This is a genomic window from Woeseia oceani (assembly GCF_001677435.1).
In the GTDB taxonomy this organism is placed as follows: Bacteria; Pseudomonadota; Gammaproteobacteria; order Steroidobacterales; family Woeseiaceae; genus Woeseia; species Woeseia oceani.
This window is the reverse complement of the sequence record NZ_CP016268.1, coordinates 521,805-538,614: the sequence shown is the minus strand read 5'-3', so window position 1 is coordinate 538,614 and position 16,810 is coordinate 521,805. Positions and strand designations below refer to the sequence as shown.

Sequence of the window (16,810 nt, the reverse complement as noted above, 5' to 3'; positions counted from 1 at the left end):
CTTTGGCAGTCACCGTCCGACACCGTGGTAATCGTTACCGATGAAGAAAAAGAGCATAGGAATTAGTGGCTTAGCCGCTTATCTGCCCCCGTATCGGGTCTGGCTTGAGGACTGGTGCAACTGGACTGGCAACCAATGGCCAAAAACTCGCGAGGTCATCGGGCGCAGTTTCCGGGTGCGCGGACCGAATCAAAGCGTCTACACCATGGCGGCAACGGCAGTCATGAGGCTCATCACGCAGTACGACATCGATCCCTCCAGAGTTAAGTTTCTGGGGTTGGGCACAGAATCCAGCACGGACAATTCCGCCGGCGCGATCATTGTCAAAGGCATGGTCGACCGGGCGCTGATTGCGGCCGGTAAACCACCCATCGCGCGCAGCTGCGAAGTCCCGGAGTTCAAACACGCCTGCCTGGGCGGCGTATACGGAATGAAAGGAGCTATTCGCCATCTGGCGCTCGACGGCGCGGGCGGGCAGGCAATCGTCGTCTGTGCGGACATTGCCGAATACGCCCGCGGCAGCAGCGGCGAACCGACGCAAGGTGCGGGCGCCATTGCCATGCTGCTCGAGGAAGACCCCAAGCTGGCCGAGGTTGACCTGATTCGCGCAGGCGCTGCGTCCGACTACCGGGTCATGGATTTTCGCAAGCCGATGCTGCGCTTCTGTGGCCAGGACCGTAACGAGACTCATCAGGTACAGGATTTTCCGGTCTTCAATGGCAAGTACTCGACCACCTGTTACATCGATGAAACCCTGCATGCACTGAGTGACATGTACGAAAAGCGCAGTCTCAACCCTATCGAATACATGCACTCGTTGAAGACGGTATTCATGCACCGCCCGTATCGACGCATGCCGGAGACTGGCTGGGCGCTGGCGTATCTGTTCGCGCTGAGCAGCGGCGATGCCGCCGACCGGGCGGAACTGGCAGCCTACTGCTATGAAGCCGGCATTGAACCGAATGCGCTACTCGACGAAATGAGCAGCAAACCGAAAGTTGCCGAACTGGCGTCGCCGGAACGACTGCATTACGAAGCGTATCCGCTGGCGATGGCGGTATTCAGAATATTTAGAGCGTCGCGCCATTATCGCCGGGAAATACTCGACAAGATGGCGCTTGGCAGTGACACCATGCTGGACCTTGGCAATTTATACACCGCCGCTTTGCCGGCATGGATGGCCGCAGGGTTCGAACAGGCACTGGATGAAGATCGCTTCGAGGTCGGTGAGGAAATCCTCACGCTCGGCTATGGCAGTGGCGACGCCGCGGAAGTCATTCCGTTTTTCATGGCCCCGGACTGGCGCGCAGCCAGCAGCAAGATCGGCTTTGCGGGCGCCATGGACCACGCCATCGACATCAATGCGGATCAATACGCTGCCTTGCATGCCGGGCACAAGGCTCCGGGACTGGACTTCCTGCCACGGGAAGAATTCGTTATCGAGAAAGTGGGTCGTTCAGAGGAACGGCAATTCCAGGATCTCGGTATCGAGTATTACCGTTACGTCAGCTAAGCCGGCAGTCCTGCCTATAAGGCACTCGTGTAACGCGCGAGTTGCGCCGCAAACTCGGTGCTCAGGCGCTCCCACTCAAGCTTGAACCACGGCGTCAGGCTGTCCGCATTGTTCGCCAGTTCCGCGTCAATCGCCGCCGGACTCAAGTAACGCACAGCGGCAATTTCGGTGCTATTCGGCTGTGGCGGACCAGCACAACGGCCCAGATACACCCAGCATAATTCGTGTTCCGCACCCAGATCCCGGTAGACCGCCTGGTACCTGAACTTGTAGACGTACTCGACCTGCGCGCTAACCCCCAGCTCCTGCTGCAATCTGCGCTGCGTAGCGATTTCCATGCTTTCGCCTTTGCGCGGATGACTGCAACAGCTGTTGGCCCAGAAGCCGGGCCAAAGTCGCTTGCCGGCCGCACGTTGCTGCACGAGCAGTTCGCCTTTCTGATTGAACAGGAACACAGAAAATGCCCGGTGCAACAAGCCGTCACCGTCGTGACAAGCCAGTTTGCTGAGACTGCCCGTCTCCTCGTCGTGCTCATTTACCAGGATCAGCTCTTCACTGTCCGAGGATACGATTGCATGTGCATTGGCCGATGACATTACTGCTCCGGGTACTCTGTGGTCTTATGAATCGCTGAAACGAATTATTGCATAACCCGCTTTCTTGAGTGCCGCAGCAACATCGTGACTGCGACCGGGGCACAATGCCACTATCGAACCGCCCCCACCCGCGCCGGTCAGTTTCGCCCCGAGCGCGCCGTTCAGCCGCGCAATGTGCACCATTTTTTCAAGTTCCGGCGTGGACACCTCAATGGCATTCAGGAATCCGTGACAGACGTTCATCATAGACCCCAGAGACTCGTAGTCCGCATCGCGCAACGCAACTGAACCGGCAACACTCAACTCATCAATCTCACTAAAAATTGTGTCGTACAAGGTTTGATTGGACGCGTAGCGTTTCGCTACACCGGCGACCATGTCTTTGGTTACGCCACGTTTGCCACTGGACGCAACGACCAGCGGCGGCACTTCACTCAGCTGGATCGGCTTGGTTCGCGACGCGGTAGACCGTGTATACAGCACCGGCTCGCCATAAGTGGCCAGATTGTTGTCGATTCCGGACGGTGTCCCATGCGCGAGCTTTTCGCATTCGAAAGCGAGCGTATCGATGGTGCGATTGTCGAGCCGGAAACCAAGCTGCAAATCAAACGCACGAATGATTGCGACAGCAATCGCAGCAGACGCGCCTAGTCCCATTGCCGCCGGTATGCGCGCATCAACTTCGATATCGTAATGCCGTTCAGCAACGTGCAACTCACGCATGATCAGCGCGACGGTTGCCACCGCTGCACTGCTGCCACGACGTCCTGGAACAACCGGCTCGTCCACGCCCCAGGCGGGTATGCGCAGCCTGCTGCGACCGTCTGCCGGGCGAACCCTTGCCTCAATCGCTTCCGGCAGGGGCACGGCCAATACATGCTTGTCATACACAGCTGCATGTTCACCCAGCAAGATGACTTTGCCGCAGGCCCGGCCTGCCGGTTCATCCTGATTCTCCGCCTTGGTCCCGGTTGTACGCCCTGCCACCGCATGAATTTCCGCGATCAGTTGGTCCGCCTTCCAGGACTTGATTTCACCGCTGGCAATCAGGCCCTCGACAACTTGTTCGAAAATGCCGGTGTCCGCGCCCGCGCCGGCCGCAACGCTGCGAGCGTGCAAACTCATGTGCCCTTTCTGGATGCCGTGAGTGACGAGTGCCCGTAGCGCGGCAAAATTCTGCGCAAGGCCCACCGCGGCCATCATTCCAGCCAAATCCGAGGCACGTTCCACGCAGGCAATTTTCAGCGCCAAACCTACCGCCGGATTGGTCTGCAACGCACCGCCAACAACACCGACCTTCAGCGGAATTTTGAGCTCACCGAGCAAATCGCCATTTTCAGCAAGTTGCCACTCGCTGAGTGAACGGTACTTGCCGTTACGCACAGCATAAGCGTGTGCGCCCGCTTCTATCGCGCGCCAGTCGTTGCCGGTCGCAATCGCAACCGCGTCGACGCCATTCATGATGCCCTTGTTGTGCGTTGTCGCACGGTAGGGATCCGTGTTCGCAAACGCCGTAGCGAGAATAATTCGGTCGCGCACGAATTCTGCCGGAAATGTCCCGTCGCCCAGACTGGCCAGCGGAAAGCGCACACGCGCAATTGCGATCGACCGGTCCGCGAGGTTGGAGAGAATTTTCATCGCCACCTGCGCGCCCGTCAGTACTTCAACGCGTGGCGCAATGCCTTCACAGATCGTATTGACGAGGTTGGCGCCCATGGCATCGCAGGTATCCACCAACAAGTGCAGCACAACCGTCCAGCGTCCATCCGGCAAACGGTACTTAAAATACTCGATATCGCGGACGCCACCGCCGCGGGCAAGCAGGTTGGGCTGCATGACGTTGGCCATGCGCATTAGCTCTGCTTTGCGTTGATGCAGGGCAAGAATAGCCTGATCCGGATCGTCCACGTCGATCAGCTGCATCTGACCAATCAGCAATGACTCAGGAATCTGTACCTCGAAACCACCGGCCGGCCGGGCCAGTTTCGCCGCACCGCTCAGCCCGGCGACAATCGACGGCTCCTCAACCACCATGGGTATCAGGCAATCCCGACCGTTGATCCGGAAATTCGGCGCAATCGCCAACGGCATGCCGAATACGCCGACCACGTTTTCGATCATCCTGTCCGCGGTGTTACCGCTCAGGACAAATTCGCCACGCCGCAGGCGATCGGCATCCTCATCTCCGAGTACGCCCTGCTCGACCAGCCGGTCAATTCGCTGCGTGACAGTGAGCCGGTAGAACCCTGCAATTGCCGAATCAGTTTTCAATGTGTTAATCCATCGAGTTGCACGCCCGGTTCTCCGAGCGTTGTGTCCAGCGCGATATAGCCGTGCTGCCGTACTCTTTCTGCAAAGACCTTGAGCGCCGTACTGTCCATCGACATCACGGCACCAATATCGCCACCACCCGCACCGCACGGCTTGTAGACGAGACCACATTCTCTCGCCGCCGCGTAGACGTCGGCATGGCCGGCCGAGAAAATGCCCAGCGCCTGATCGCGATCAAAATCGTACAAAGCCCTGCTATAAACATCGAATTGCACCAGCAATTCCGCCGCGTTGCCGGTGCGCCAACAAGCCAGCAGCGCGCGCGCTTCAGCGCACAGCGTCGCGAGGCTTGCGCGTTTGGCCGAATTGCGCAATCCCGCGTTCAATTGATTGATCTTTGCCGTGGTACCAGCCGGCTTGCCGCTCCACAGCAATGCCACTTGCAAGCCTTCCGGCCAATCAAGCATCTCCACCGCTGCCTTGTCGCACAGGTAGGCGATAGTGCCGCCGGTGACCGCGCAAGCAATATCAACGCCGCTGCCTGCGCCGCCCTGAAAAGCCTTGTGCGCCGCCAAAGCCGCCGGTAACAGTGCCGGGCCACGCTGGCGGGTCAGAAATGCCGTCAACGCGACGGACAACGCGGCACTGGAACCCAGTCCGAGCTTGCAGCCGCTGGCATTGTCGATGAATGCACGCGTGTCCAAAGTCAGTCGAATACCGGCATCGGCCATCCCGCCAACGGACTGCAGAACACTTTCAAACAAGGCGAATGCACCGGCGTCAGGCGGCGAATCCAGCCAGACCAGCGTGCCGTCGGACTTGGCGGTAAATCGCCACACCCCGTCAATAAAACCGGGCATACAGAGTTCGTTGTAATCACCGGCGATGCTCTCAGCACTCACCCGGGCACGGCTGTTAACACTTGCTGCGATCGCGGGCGCACCGTGCAAGACCGCATACTCACCGCCCAAGACCACTTTGCCGGGCGCTGTTGCCACGTAGCTGTCCGGCCGCATTACAATATCCGGGCACCATCGCCGAGCCCGCTTTGCAAAACATCAATAACGCCTGCGGTCTTGCGTAGTTGGTCAGCAACCTCCGTCGCCATCTCCGGCAGCGAAACCACTTTTACCTGGGGACCCGCATCGATCGTGAAGAACACCGCGTCGCCACGATCCTGCATGCGCCGTACCGACTCCAGCGCGGCCAATGTCGCGCTGTTCCAGTAGACCACCGATGGCCGCGACGACCACATCACCGAATGCATTTTCAAACAATTGTGCTCGGCGACCGCTGCCAGCGCGGCGAAATCGCGCGCCGCTACGGCTTCACGCGCTGCGCTCAGGTCTTCAGGCTGGCGTTCGACCCAGGCCTCGTAGAAAGGCGATGTCTGGCGACTGATGATCATGGCCGCGCTTGAACTGACGGGCTTCGAACCGGCCTCGGTCACGGCGACGGTAACCGTCAACGGCCACTGCTCGGGTGTCGCGAGAGTGCTGAGGTTTATGTTGTCCGGCCCCACTTCCAGCTCGACAAAGCCAGGGTACAGGGAGCGTGCCGCGGACCCCGAGGCCCGACCGGCAGCGCGTGCCAGACTGAGACGGTCACTGCGACGACCATTGGCTTTGCTCGCCGCCGTCGCGAGTGCCGCGAATGCCGACGCCGACGACGCCAGACCGGCAGCAATCGGGAAATTGCATTCACTTTCTATACGCGCCGCCGGGCGTTCCGCACCTGCAATGTCATCGAGGCAACGCCGCACCCGCGGCAGCATGGTCGGCTGCTCCGCGCCATTCACCAGCAGCGTATCGGGGCCAGGTTGGTCGTCGAATTCCACGCTCATTCTGGTCCACAAGGCATCGAGCGTGACCGACAACGAGCCGGTAGCCGGCAGATTGTTCTCGACATCCCGTTTGCCCCAGTACTTTACGAGGGCGATGTTTGGCTGCGCCTGGCTGATTGCCCGCATGATGGTGGTCCGAAATGGCTGGTTTGCTACCGGATGGGGGCCGGCGATTATAGCCCAGCAGCGCACAGATTCCCCGTACCACCCCCCGGCGCATTGACGCAAAATTACGTGTAGTCTTTAGCGCCCAGTTCCAGCCAAACCCAGCCCGGGAGCCCGATTTTGCCCACACCGTTCGCCGCTCGATTACAGGAATACACCGCACGCATCAGTGATTGTCTGGAACGCATACTGCCCGCAGAGGACGTGCTGCCCGCAAGATTGCATGCCGCCATGCGCTATTCGGTGCTCAATGGTGGCAAGCGCATCCGCCCGTTGCTCGCCTACGCCAGCGCCGAATGCCTGAACATAGACCCGCAACGCATCGACAGTGCCGCCACAGCGATTGAACTGATTCACGCCTTTTCGCTGGTACACGATGACCTGCCGGCAATGGACGACGACGACTTGCGCCGTGGCAAGCCAACCGTGCACCGCAAATTTGACGAGGCGACGGCAATTCTGGCGGCCGACGCGCTGCAACCTTTAGCATTTTCCGCGGTCGCCGAGTGCACGGCAACGACCCCGGAACAGTCCGCCTGCCTGATTCGTCTGATCGCGCATGCGTGCGGCTCGCGCGGCATGACGGGCGGTCAGTCCATCGACCTCTCATCCGAGGGCAAGACGCTCAGCGCGGCAGAATTGGAGCAAATGTATGCATTGAAGACCGGCGCACTGATACACGCGTCAATAATGAGTGCCGCCTGCGTTGCCGACGAGCTCACCGGCACGGATCGACGCGGACTGCAGCAGTACGCGGATTCCATCGGTATCGCGTTTCAGATCCGTGACGACATACTCGATATCGAGGGCGAGACCCTGATCATCGGCAAGCCGGCAGGCTCGGATATTCGTCAGGACAAGGCGACCTGGCCCGGGTTGTTCGGACTCGAGCCCGCCCGTGAACGCTGCGATGAATTACTGCAACACAGCATCAACGGGCTGGAGTGCTTCGGCGAACGCGCCGAACCGTTGCGTTGGCTGGCGCACTATATCGTCGACAGGGAACAATGAATCCGGCCGCGCGCCAGGTATTGCATGTTGATATGGACGCGTTCTATGCGTCCGTTGAACAACGTGACAACCCGGCACTGCGTGGCAAACCGCTGATAGTCGGCGGCGGCAGCAACCGCGGTGTCGTCGCAGCAGCAAGCTACGAGGCCCGCACTTTCGGTGTGCGCTCTGCCATGCCGGTCCGGGAAGCCATGCGGCGCTGCCCGGAGCTGTTGAGGGTCGCGCCGCGCATGGCCCTTTACAAGACAGTATCCACGCAGATTTTCGAGGTGTTCCAGGAATTCACGCCGCTGGTCGAGGGACTGTCGCTCGACGAAGCCTTTCTCGATGTCACCGACAGCCTGACATTGTTCGGCAGCGCTGAAAAAATTGCGGCAGAAATCAAACGGCGGATTTTCGCACGCACAGAATTGACGGCATCGGTTGGCGTAGCGCCAAACAAGCTGGTCGCGAAGATCGCATCCGACCTCGACAAGCCGGATGGCCTGGTTATTGTCACAGATCACAACATGCGCGGCATACTCGACCCATTGCCGGTTGGCGTGATTCCGGGCATCGGCCGACAGATGCTGACACGCCTGCATGCGGCGCACATCAGGACCATCAGGGATCTGCGCTGCGCGCCGACCCGCGAACTCGAGGCGCTGTTCGGTCGCTTTGCGGCGCGCACGCGCGATCGCGCCAGTGGTATTGATGACCGACCGGTGGTGAGTTCGCGCGCGGAAAAGTCCATCAGCGCGGAGGAGACCTTTGACAAGGATCTGCGAACTCTCGCCGAAATGCAGCGTGAATTGTTGCGCCTGTGCGAACGCACCGCCGGCCGCTTGCGCGCCAAGGACGTGCTGGCGGGTACCTTGCAGATCAAAATTCGCCAGGCCGATTTCACCACCTTCAGCCGCCAACACGGCTTGCACCCACCGAGCAATGGCACGGCCGCCCTCTACGAGGCGGCATTGAAATTGCTGCAGATATGGCTGCGGGAACACCCTGGCGCGCATATCCGGTTACTCGGCGTCGGCGGCAGTGAGCTGGCACGGGCGGCGCAAGGTGACCTGTTCGACGCACAGCCGGCGGCGAACGCATCGGCGCTGGATCGAACCGTTGACGAAATCCGGCAAAAATTCGATTCCGTACCGCTCGGCAAAGCCCGCACCTTTAACAATGACCAAATCGGGTAGAATCGACGATCTCGCGCCTGTACCGGATTCGCCCCTGAACCATGTACACCAGATTCTTCGGACTTAACGAAAAGCCGTTCGCGATTACGCCGGACCCTCGCTACCTGTTCATGAGCGAACGGCATGGCGAAGGGCTCGCGCACCTGATTTACGGGGTAACCGAAGGCGGTGGATTCATCCAGCTGACCGGCGAAGTCGGTACCGGCAAGACCACCCTGGTGCGCAGCCTGCTGGGCCAGTTGCCTACGGAAGTCGACCTCGCCCTGATATTGAATCCACAAGTGACAGCGCTGGAATTCCTGCTGTCGATCTGCGAAGAACTTGGCGTGGAACTGCCGGCCAACAAAGACAGCACCAAGGCACTGGTGGATGCCTTGAATCGCCACCTGTTGCAGGCCCATGCGCGCGGCCGACGCACTATCTTGCTGGTCGACGAAGCGCAGAATCTTGCCGAAGACGTGCTTGAACAGGTGCGTTTGCTGACCAACCTGGAAACGGCCAAACAGAAGCTGCTGCAAATCATATTGATCGGTCAACCGGAGCTACGGGAATTACTCGCGAAGAACAGCCTCCGCCAGCTCGCGCAGCGCGTGACCGGTCGTTACCACCTGGAACCGCTGTCGCAGCAGGAAGCCAGTCAGTACATCGATCATCGCCTGAAAGTTGCCGGCGCACTCAGCGCAGTGTTCGATGCCAGCGCCAAGAAGGCGGTGTACCGGCTGTCAGGCGGCATACCGCGCATCATGAACGTGATTTGCGACCGCGCGCTGCTGGGTGCTTACAGCGCTGAAACACGTACGGTGAATCGCGCGATCGTCAAACGGGCGGCGACAGAAGTATCCGGCGTGACCCCCGCAGGCCTCTGGCGTTGGCTGCTGCCGGCCTCCGCAGTCGCCGCGCTAGTGGTGGCAGCTATCATGGTCCCTCCACTCCTTTCACGCTCGGACAACAGCAACGCCGAAACCGTCGTTACCCGGCAATCTGTGACCATGACGCCTGCTGAGACTGTCGCCGCACCTGAACCGCTGATGCAGCAAGCCACAGGTGACATCGAACAGCCAGCGGCTGTGGCGGCAGCACCCGCACCGGTACTCGATGAATTGCTGCGCAATTATTCCGGCAGCGTCGACACCGCGATGCACACACTGTTTGCTCTGTGGGGACTGAACTTCACCACGGGCGCCGGCACGGGCTGCGCGCAGGCCGAAGCACACGGGCTGAGTTGCCTTTTTCAACGAGGCTCATGGAACGTGGTGCAGCAACTCGACCGCCCGGCCATGCTGACCCTCACCGACACCCGGGGCACCAGCCATCAACCGGTACTGACCGCCATCGACGGCGATGTTGCCGAGCTGGCCCTGGGCCAGGATCGCGTACGGGTGCCGGTCGCTGAACTCAGCGAGTACTGGTTCGGCGAGTTCATGCTGCTGTGGCGCCCACCCAATGGCGAGACAGTTGCACTGCGGCCCGGCTCCAGTGGCGCGAATGTATTGTGGCTACGCGAGAGTCTCGCGGCGATCGACGATGACCTGATTACCAGCGGTACACCGGCAAATGTCTTCGATGCCAGCCTTGAGCAGGCGTTGATGGAATTCCAGCGCCGGAACCGACTGAAGGTCGATGGACTTGCCGGGCAGCAGACCCAGATTCTGATCAATTCTCTGCTTGCCGGCGAGAATACCCCGAAGCTAAGTGGCCGCCGACAATGATAATCTGTGGCACGAGCAACGGGTGGGACCACTGATGTCGTACATCCTCGATGCATTAAAGAAATCCGAATCCGAGCGACAGCAGCAACATTTGCCCGGATTCGCCGATATTCCGCGCGCCGCGCAAAGCCGATCAACACCGGTATGGATATGGCTGCTCGTGGCATTGCTGCTGGTAAACGTCGCCGTGCTGGCATTCTTGCTGGTGGACCGCGAACCCAGCTCGGGTATGCGGCAACTTGAGCTTCAGGTTCCGGCCGTCGCCAGTGAAGAACAACCCGCATTTCGCGACCTGGTCAACGAAGCACGCGAGCAGGTAGCGCCTGAGACGGCCGCACCTCCTCCGCGTTCTGCCGCCACCAGCAGCGCTCCGCCGGCGGCAACCACCATTACGAATGACCGACCGGCCGCACAAAGAACACCAACCCGTGCAGCCGCGGTCAGCAACAGTGCAACGACGGCAACGCAATCAATACCTACAATGACCGAGTTGCAACTTAACGGTGAACTCCAATTACCCGAGCTGCACCTCGATATCCACGTTTACAGCCAGGCTGCTGACGAACGTTTTGTGTTCGTCAATATGAGCAAGTACCGCGAACAGGCGAGATTGGCGGAAGGCCCGCTGGTCAAAGAAATCCGTGCCGATGGCGTCGTACTTGAACATCGCGGTCGCGAGTTCTTGTTACCCCGGGAGTAGTTCACTATGCCTGCCGGCCTGTCGCAGTGAGCAAGGGCACATCCAGCAGCCAGTACCTGAGCGCGGATCGTTTTGCCCAGGCTCTGCGCTCGGGCATCCACCGGGTAATCTCGGAACAAGACAGTCTCAACGCAATCAATGTCTTTCCGGTGGCCGATGGTGACACCGGAACCAATCTCAGCCTGTCACTGGGTGCGGTGCTGCATACCCTGCAAAAACCGCCCGGCAAGCACATCAGCACCCTGCTTGCCGCCATCGCCGACGTCCTTCTGGACAGTGCGCGAGGCAACTCCGGTGCAATCGTTGCGCAGTTTTTTCAGGGCGTCAGCGATACCGCCGAGCAACTGACACGTTTCACAACCTATACATTTGCCAAGGCCGTTGAACGCGGCAATGAGTACGCCCGCGACGCATTGTCCAACCCACTGGAAGGCACCATACTTTCTGTCATTGCTGCACTTACGTCGAACCTGCAACGCCAAACGGCAACGGAAGCCGCGCAGGACTTCGCGACCTTGCTGAGTAACGCGCTGCCGGATTGCCGAAAAGCACTGGTTCGCACCCAATCGCAACTGGACGAGTTAAAAAGGGCAGGCGTGGTCGACGCCGGTGCCAAGGGTTTCGTCGCATTGATTGAAGGCATGTGCGACCACATTGCCCATGGCAAGCCGACGCCGTTACCGGAACACGCCAATGTCGAGCGTCTGGCTGCCGAACTGCCGCAACTCTCGGTCGACGTGCCAACACAGCGCTATTGCACCGAGTGCATCATCACTGGTGCCGGTATCGACCGTCGTCGTTTGCGCGAAGCACTTTCGGCGCTCGGTGACTCGCTGGTTCTTGCCGGCACCAAACGTAAAGCGAAAATCCATATTCACGTCAACGAACCGGAAAAAGTGTTCGGACTCGCCCGCACCTACGGCGCGCTGAGCGGCGAGAAAGCGGATGACATGCACCGACAGAAAAAGAGCTCGCACGATCACAAAGCCCCCTTTGCCGTCATAACGGACTCGGCCGCCGACATAGACGACAAGGACCTGGAACGACTCGACATTCACACGGTGCCGTTGCGTGTGCAGTTTGGCAAACGAGGCTATCTCGACAAGGTGAGCATTTCGGCGGAAGAATTTTATCGCGAGCTGCAGTCGAATCCGATTCATCCAACTACCTCGCAGCCGTCGCCGGGCGACTTTCGGCGCCAGTTTCAGTTTCTTGCGAGCCATTTCCGCGATGTCCTTTCCATCAATCTGACCGGTCGCGTGAGCGGTACTTTGCAAGCCGCGCAGGCTGCGGCCGAACGCACCAGTGCGAGCGGCCGGGTGCACGTCGTTAATTCACTAAATGCTTCGCTTGGCCAGGGCCTCATTACAGTCTTTGCGGCGGAGTGCGCCGCAGCCGGGCTCCGCATCGACGCCGCCTTACGGGCTGTCGACCAGGCGATCAACGAGACCTTTACGTTCGCGCTGGTGAAGGATCTGCGCTACGCAGTCCGCGGCGGTCGGGTGCCCGCTTCGCGCAAACTGCTGGCCGATTTGCTGCACATCACTCCGGTTCTGCGCTCCGAGCCGGACGGCAGAATATCCGCGAGCGGACTGTTGCTTGGACGCGTGGATCTGCTGCCGAAGTTCGCGCGTTTTATCGCAAAACGCATAGACCGCAAAGCACGCTGGCGCGTCGCAATAGGGCATGCGATGTGCCTGCAGGAAGCCCGGGATCTTGAACAATACGTGCGCGCGCAGCTACCCGAGGTCAGTGGTTGCAGCATTACCGATCTCGGTTCCGCGCTAGGCGCACACGGCGGCCCGGGCGCGATTGTTATCGCTGTGCAGCAACATCGGCAACCGGCTGAGTTTGCCGATCACGAGCTTACTCCTGGCGTAGCGACGCCCCCGCCTGAGTGAGCAGTTGCTTACCTTCATTGCGTGCGTTGTTCACCGCTTTCGAAACCGGCCAGGCCTGCATCCGGGGCATCGCGGCGATCGCAGCGGGCAGAGCTTGCTCAGCACACTGCAACCAGGCATCCGCAAGTTCCGGTTCGACCACCACCGGCATGCGTAAATGCAATTGCTGCATGAAATCATTGGCAGCCGTCGTGACGATGGTCGTCGATTGCAGCGTTTCACCGCTGTCCTTGTTCTGCCAGGTTTCCCACAAGCCAGCAAAGGCCAGCGGTTCTCCACTGGCTTTCGAAATGAAATAAGGCGTCTTGCCGTCGCCTTCCTTGCGCCATTCGTAAAAGCCGTCGGCGAGAATGAGGCTGCGGCGCTGCTTGTAGGCTGCGCGGAACGAAGGCTTCTCCGCTACCGTCTCAGCACGCGCATTGATCATACGATTGCCGATCGACGGGTCTTTGGCCCAGAACGGGACCAGGCCCCAACGCAACATGAGCAGTTGCCGGCCATTGTCTTTGTCTTCGCGGATCGCTGCCACGTATTGGGTTGGCGCGATGTTGTAGCGCGCCTCTACCGGCAGCGCGTCGTTGACGCCGAACAGCGCCGCGGTAGCTTCACTTGGTGAATAAAAGGCGAAGCGCCCGCACACGGTCTACTCGCGAATTCCAACGCCGCGGTTCATCAATACCAGGCAGACGCTGAACAATACGACGACGAAGGTACAAACGATTGCGTACGCATAGACGATGCCAATATCCGAGGTGCCAAGTATGCCGTATCTGAATGCATTGACCATGTACAGAATCGGATTCAGCTTCGACACGGATTGCCAGAACTCCGGCAACATCGAGATCGAATAGAAAACACCACCGAGGTAGGTTAGTGGCGTCAGGACAAACGTCGGCACTATGGCAATGTCATCAAATTTGCGGGCAAACATCGCATTGATGAAGCCGGCCAGTGCAAACACCGTTGACGACAAAACCACCATGGACAAGGTTATGAACGGGTGCTCGACATGCAGTCGCGTGAAACCCAACGCGATCAGGGTCACAAGCCCGCCAACCAGCAAGCCGCGAATCACACCACCTGCGACATGACCGAGAATAATTGTGGCATTCGACATCGGCGAGACCAGCATTTCCTCGACATGCCGGCCGAATTTCGCACCGAAAAACGACGACACTACATTGCCATAGGAATTGGTAATGACCGCCATCATGATCAGTCCGGGCGCGATGTACTGCATGTAAGGAGCGCCTTCAATCAGGCCGATCCGGCTACCGATCAAATTGCCAAAGATCACGAAATACAGCGTCATCATAATGGCGGGCGGAACGATGGTCTGAATCCAGATACGCAATACCCGGATCACTTCCTTGGTAACGATGGTTTTGAGACCGATCCAGTTCAGGGCGATATTCATGCTGCTGTGTCTCCGCCCGCCTGCTTCTTGTTGTCGACCAGGCCAAGAAACAGCTCTTCCAGCCGATTCGCCTTGTTGCGCAGACTTTGCACGGACATACCCCGGGCACTTAGCGCCGCAAACAACTCGTTCAGATCCCTGCCCGCTTCTATGGCAACTTCGATCTCGGTATCGTCCAGGCGCGCTACCTCGAAGCCGCCCAGTTGCGGTGCCGCGCTCAGCGGATCGCGCAGGCTCAGGATGAACACTTCGCGCTGCAATTTGCGCAGAATAGTGCTCATTCGGGCGTTCTCGATGATCTGTCCGCCGTCGATAATGGCAACATGCCGGCACAAGCTTTCGGCTTCTTCAAGGTAGTGGGTCGTGAGAATTATCGTTGTTCCGGCTTCATTGATCTTGCGCAGAAACTCCCACATCGAGCGACGTATTTCGATATCGACACCGGCGGTCGGCTCGTCAAGGATCAGCAACTTTGGTTCGTGAATCAAAGCCCGCGCAATCATCAAGCGGCGTTTCATGCCGCCAGACAGGCTGCGCGCAGCGTCGTTCCGACGATCCCAGAGCCGCAGTTCCGTCAGGTACTTCTCGGCTCGCTCGTGGGCAATTTTGCGCTTCAACCCGTAATAGCCGGCCTGATTCAAGACAATGTTTTGCACCGTGTCGAACAGATTGAGGTTCACTTCCTGTGGCACCAGACCGAGACAGGCTTTCGCCGCTTCGAGGTCCCGGTCAATGTTGTGACCAAAGATCTCGACGCTGCCGCCTGACTTTTGCACCAGCGAACAGATAATGCCGATAGCCGTCGTCTTGCCGGCGCCGTTGGGTCCCAGCAGCGCGTAGAAGTCACCCGATTCCACATTGAAATCGATGCCTTTAAGCGCCTGATTGCCGTTGGGGTAGGTTTTTTGGAGGTTCTTGATGGATAGTGCATGCATGGCGCCGCGTATTGTATACGTCCTGCTCCTTGCGGTCAGCGGTCACTGTCGTCGGCAACCTTGAATGGCGGGGCATGAAATGCACGAGCGGCCAGTGCGGGCCGCTGAATTCGCTGCCCGGCACCATCGGTCAGCACCCTTTGCAGCGCCGTGATACAGGCCGCATCGCGAACGGCTCGCTCAGCGCTGGTCGCGTCATCCAGCAGTTTGTGCCACAACGCGCTGTCTGCGGGCGAACGCAAGCGCAACACATCCACCCGCGCAGCGGCCTGCACAATATCCATCAACGGTTGCTCGGCCACTTGCTCGCACCAATGCAGGCTGGCGCCACAAATCACTCGCGCGGCATACGCGTTTTGCCGGGCGAGTTGCCACAGGTAGGCGACGCTGGCCGTAATCAGGCAACTGACAGCCTGATCCGACAGCGCGCTGGCAAACATATCCCGCTCACCGCAGGTTGCAAACAAACCGTCCCAGAAATCCCCGTCCGCCTCCCGCAACGAAAATAGCAGAAACGGCGCACTCGCCAGCCGTTCCCGCTGCAGGCTGCGCTGTGCTTGCAGGCGCTCGAACAGGTCGGCGTTCAACCCACGGCAGAGTCCTTCCGCTCGTGCCGCATCCGCGAACAGTCCCAGAAAGGCCCGATTGAGGGCCCTGACATTGGTGTAATCCGCATGCTGCGGTCCCAGATAGTCCATCCCCAACTCCCTCATGCCAGGCGGTGTACCCAATTGCGCCCCGCCTCCAGGTTCGCCCGACACCGTTCTGCGACGGCTGGCAACAAACCCTCAGTAATCCCGGCGAGCCTTTGCGGTCATTTTTTGTAGTTACTCTATTTTGTCTTGCACGACCATGTATGGATCGTATAGGGTTTTATAGCACTGTATATGGGCTATAACTAGCATAAGGGGAAAGAAATGCGACTGACCGATGACCGTTACGCCTCTGAGCGTTGCCGCTTCGAGCTGGCGCTGCGCATGATTCGTCACGAGGCCCGCACCCGTACCATCCGTGACTGCACCGGCCTGAGTGACGACCGGATTCGCAAAGTGTACGCGACCTATTTCCGCGATCAGCGCGGCCCGCAGATCCGCCGCCGACGCGGCAAGTCACCGCAACAGGTCACTCTGTTCGTCAAGAACCCGTTCTATCAATTGGAAGCAAGCACCCTGGTGGCACTGTTCTGCGCCAATCTGCTGCTGCGCATTGACCATGAAAACGCGATACACCCTTGCTGGCCCCGCCCTGATGTCGAGTATGGCCACCGCTTGTGTCGCGCGTTCGAGACCTACCAACTGTTGCACCGCCGGCCACAACTGAACTTTGAATGGGCCTGGAATCTGCTGCAAAACATCTCGCGGAATGACGAGCTGGTGTTGTCTATCTGTACTGACTGCAACACCCGCTACGTACAGGATGCGTATGCGCTGGATCACCACACCTGTCCCGGCTGCGAAATCGCCCGGCAACGTCGTTGCGGCAAACGTGCGACGGCAATTCCTGCGTAATTCTGAAAATCGGATGCCCGGCCGCCGGGCAGAATTTGTTTACCGCGGTGCCGGCGGTACCCG

At 59.4% G+C, this 16,810-nt stretch carries 15 protein-coding genes; 7 read left to right on the top strand and 8 right to left on the bottom strand.

Going from position 1 to position 16,810, the window contains the following annotated elements; genetic code table 11:
• The first annotated feature begins 40 nt into the window (after nucleotides 1-40).
• On the top strand, nucleotides 41-1,513 hold the full coding sequence (locus tag BA177_RS02295) for a hydroxymethylglutaryl-CoA synthase family protein (protein ID WP_068612382.1): 1,473 nt from the start codon (nucleotides 41-43) through the stop codon (nucleotides 1,511-1,513).
• A 14-nt stretch (nucleotides 1,514-1,527) separates the two neighbouring features.
• On the opposite strand, the gene idi is transcribed toward BA177_RS02295, so the two are convergent.
• Genes idi through mvaD form a run of 4 tightly spaced genes read right to left on the bottom strand, consistent with a single transcriptional unit; the run spans nucleotide 1,528 to nucleotide 6,349 of the window.
• The gene (idi, locus tag BA177_RS02290; RefSeq protein ID WP_068612380.1) at nucleotides 1,528-2,109 is read right to left on the bottom strand and encodes an isopentenyl-diphosphate Delta-isomerase; all 582 of its coding nucleotides are present in this window, start codon (nucleotides 2,107-2,109) and stop codon (nucleotides 1,528-1,530) included.
• A gap of 24 nt (nucleotides 2,110-2,133) precedes the next feature.
• On the bottom strand, nucleotides 2,134-4,380 hold the full coding sequence (locus BA177_RS02285; protein WP_068612379.1) for a hydroxymethylglutaryl-CoA reductase, degradative: 2,247 nt from the start codon (nucleotides 4,378-4,380) through the stop codon (nucleotides 2,134-2,136).
• Nucleotides 4,377-5,396, bottom strand: a complete 1,020-nt coding sequence (locus BA177_RS02280; protein ID WP_068612377.1) for a mevalonate kinase family protein — start codon at nucleotides 5,394-5,396, stop codon at nucleotides 4,377-4,379. The genes BA177_RS02285 and BA177_RS02280 overlap by 4 nt, the downstream gene beginning before the upstream one ends.
• Nucleotides 5,396-6,349 (bottom strand): diphosphomevalonate decarboxylase, encoded by a 954-nt coding sequence (gene mvaD, locus BA177_RS02275; protein WP_068612376.1) that lies wholly within the window; start codon nucleotides 6,347-6,349, stop codon nucleotides 5,396-5,398. The genes BA177_RS02280 and mvaD overlap by 1 nt, the downstream gene beginning before the upstream one ends.
• 159 nt (nucleotides 6,350-6,508) lie before the next feature.
• Between mvaD and BA177_RS02270 the strand changes: the two genes are divergently transcribed.
• From BA177_RS02270 to BA177_RS02250, 5 genes are read left to right on the top strand one after another with little or no spacing between them, the layout of a single operon-like run.
• Nucleotides 6,509-7,399, top strand: coding sequence for a polyprenyl synthetase family protein (locus BA177_RS02270; RefSeq protein WP_068612374.1), 891 nt, complete (start codon nucleotides 6,509-6,511; stop codon nucleotides 7,397-7,399).
• On the top strand, nucleotides 7,396-8,577 hold the full coding sequence (dinB, locus tag BA177_RS02265) for a DNA polymerase IV (protein ID WP_068612372.1): 1,182 nt from the start codon (nucleotides 7,396-7,398) through the stop codon (nucleotides 8,575-8,577). The genes BA177_RS02270 and dinB overlap by 4 nt, the downstream gene beginning before the upstream one ends.
• 41 nt (nucleotides 8,578-8,618) lie before the next feature.
• Nucleotides 8,619-10,286, top strand: a complete 1,668-nt coding sequence (locus BA177_RS02260) for an ExeA family protein (protein WP_068612371.1) — start codon at nucleotides 8,619-8,621, stop codon at nucleotides 10,284-10,286.
• Nucleotides 10,287-10,320: 34 nt separating this feature from the next.
• Nucleotides 10,321-10,986 (top strand): general secretion pathway protein GspB, encoded by a 666-nt coding sequence (locus BA177_RS02255; protein WP_156762657.1) that lies wholly within the window; start codon nucleotides 10,321-10,323, stop codon nucleotides 10,984-10,986.
• Nucleotides 10,987-11,012: 26 nt separating this feature from the next.
• A complete protein-coding gene (locus tag BA177_RS02250; protein ID WP_068612367.1) occupies nucleotides 11,013-12,887 on the top strand; it encodes a DegV family protein in 1,875 nt (624 codons plus the stop codon).
• Here the strand turns inward: BA177_RS02250 and BA177_RS02245 are convergent.
• The 4 genes from BA177_RS02245 to BA177_RS18845 are packed head-to-tail and all read right to left on the bottom strand — an operon-like array spanning nucleotide 12,853 to nucleotide 15,937.
• Nucleotides 12,853-13,527, bottom strand: a complete 675-nt coding sequence (locus tag BA177_RS02245; RefSeq protein WP_068612365.1) for an SOS response-associated peptidase — start codon at nucleotides 13,525-13,527, stop codon at nucleotides 12,853-12,855. The two genes, BA177_RS02250 and BA177_RS02245, sit on opposite strands and share 35 nt — an antisense overlap.
• 3 nt (nucleotides 13,528-13,530) lie before the next feature.
• Nucleotides 13,531-14,304: an ABC transporter permease gene (locus BA177_RS02240; RefSeq protein WP_197493285.1), complete on the bottom strand. Its 774-nt coding sequence runs from the start codon at nucleotides 14,302-14,304 to the stop codon at nucleotides 13,531-13,533.
• Nucleotides 14,301-15,239 (bottom strand): ABC transporter ATP-binding protein, encoded by a 939-nt coding sequence (locus BA177_RS02235; protein WP_068612363.1) that lies wholly within the window; start codon nucleotides 15,237-15,239, stop codon nucleotides 14,301-14,303. Before BA177_RS02235 ends, BA177_RS02240 begins: the two co-directional genes overlap by 4 nt.
• Nucleotides 15,240-15,274: 35 nt before the next feature.
• A complete protein-coding gene (locus BA177_RS18845) occupies nucleotides 15,275-15,937 on the bottom strand; it encodes a hypothetical protein (RefSeq protein WP_068612361.1) in 663 nt (220 codons plus the stop codon).
• A gap of 219 nt (nucleotides 15,938-16,156) precedes the next feature.
• Here BA177_RS18845 and BA177_RS02225 point away from each other — a divergent pair, with 219 nt between their 5' ends.
• On the top strand, nucleotides 16,157-16,747 hold the full coding sequence (locus tag BA177_RS02225; protein ID WP_068612359.1) for a FlhC family transcriptional regulator: 591 nt from the start codon (nucleotides 16,157-16,159) through the stop codon (nucleotides 16,745-16,747).
• Nucleotides 16,748-16,810 lie beyond the last annotated feature (63 nt).

What these genes read in the sequence shown, in the direction of transcription:
- BA177_RS02295 (WP_068612382.1), top strand. Translation starts at nt 41, where the DNA reads ATGAAGAAAAAGAGCATAGGAATTAGTGGCTTAGCCGCTTATCTGCCC.
- idi (WP_068612380.1), bottom strand. Translation starts at nt 2,109, where the DNA reads ATGTCATCGGCCAATGCACATGCAATCGTATCCTCGGACAGTGAAGAG.
- BA177_RS02280 (WP_068612377.1), bottom strand. Translation starts at nt 5,396, where the DNA reads ATGCGGCCGGACAGCTACGTGGCAACAGCGCCCGGCAAAGTGGTCTTG.
- mvaD (WP_068612376.1), bottom strand. Translation starts at nt 6,349, where the DNA reads ATGCGGGCAATCAGCCAGGCGCAGCCAAACATCGCCCTCGTAAAGTAC.
- dinB (WP_068612372.1), top strand. Translation starts at nt 7,396, where the DNA reads ATGAATCCGGCCGCGCGCCAGGTATTGCATGTTGATATGGACGCGTTC.
- BA177_RS02260 (WP_068612371.1), top strand. Translation starts at nt 8,619, where the DNA reads ATGTACACCAGATTCTTCGGACTTAACGAAAAGCCGTTCGCGATTACG.
- BA177_RS02255 (WP_156762657.1), top strand. Translation starts at nt 10,321, where the DNA reads ATGTCGTACATCCTCGATGCATTAAAGAAATCCGAATCCGAGCGACAG.
- BA177_RS02240 (WP_197493285.1), bottom strand. Translation starts at nt 14,304, where the DNA reads ATGAATATCGCCCTGAACTGGATCGGTCTCAAAACCATCGTTACCAAG.
- BA177_RS02235 (WP_068612363.1), bottom strand. Translation starts at nt 15,239, where the DNA reads ATGCATGCACTATCCATCAAGAACCTCCAAAAAACCTACCCCAACGGC.
- BA177_RS18845 (WP_068612361.1), bottom strand. Translation starts at nt 15,937, where the DNA reads ATGGACTATCTGGGACCGCAGCATGCGGATTACACCAATGTCAGGGCC.
- BA177_RS02225 (WP_068612359.1), top strand. Translation starts at nt 16,157, where the DNA reads ATGCGACTGACCGATGACCGTTACGCCTCTGAGCGTTGCCGCTTCGAG.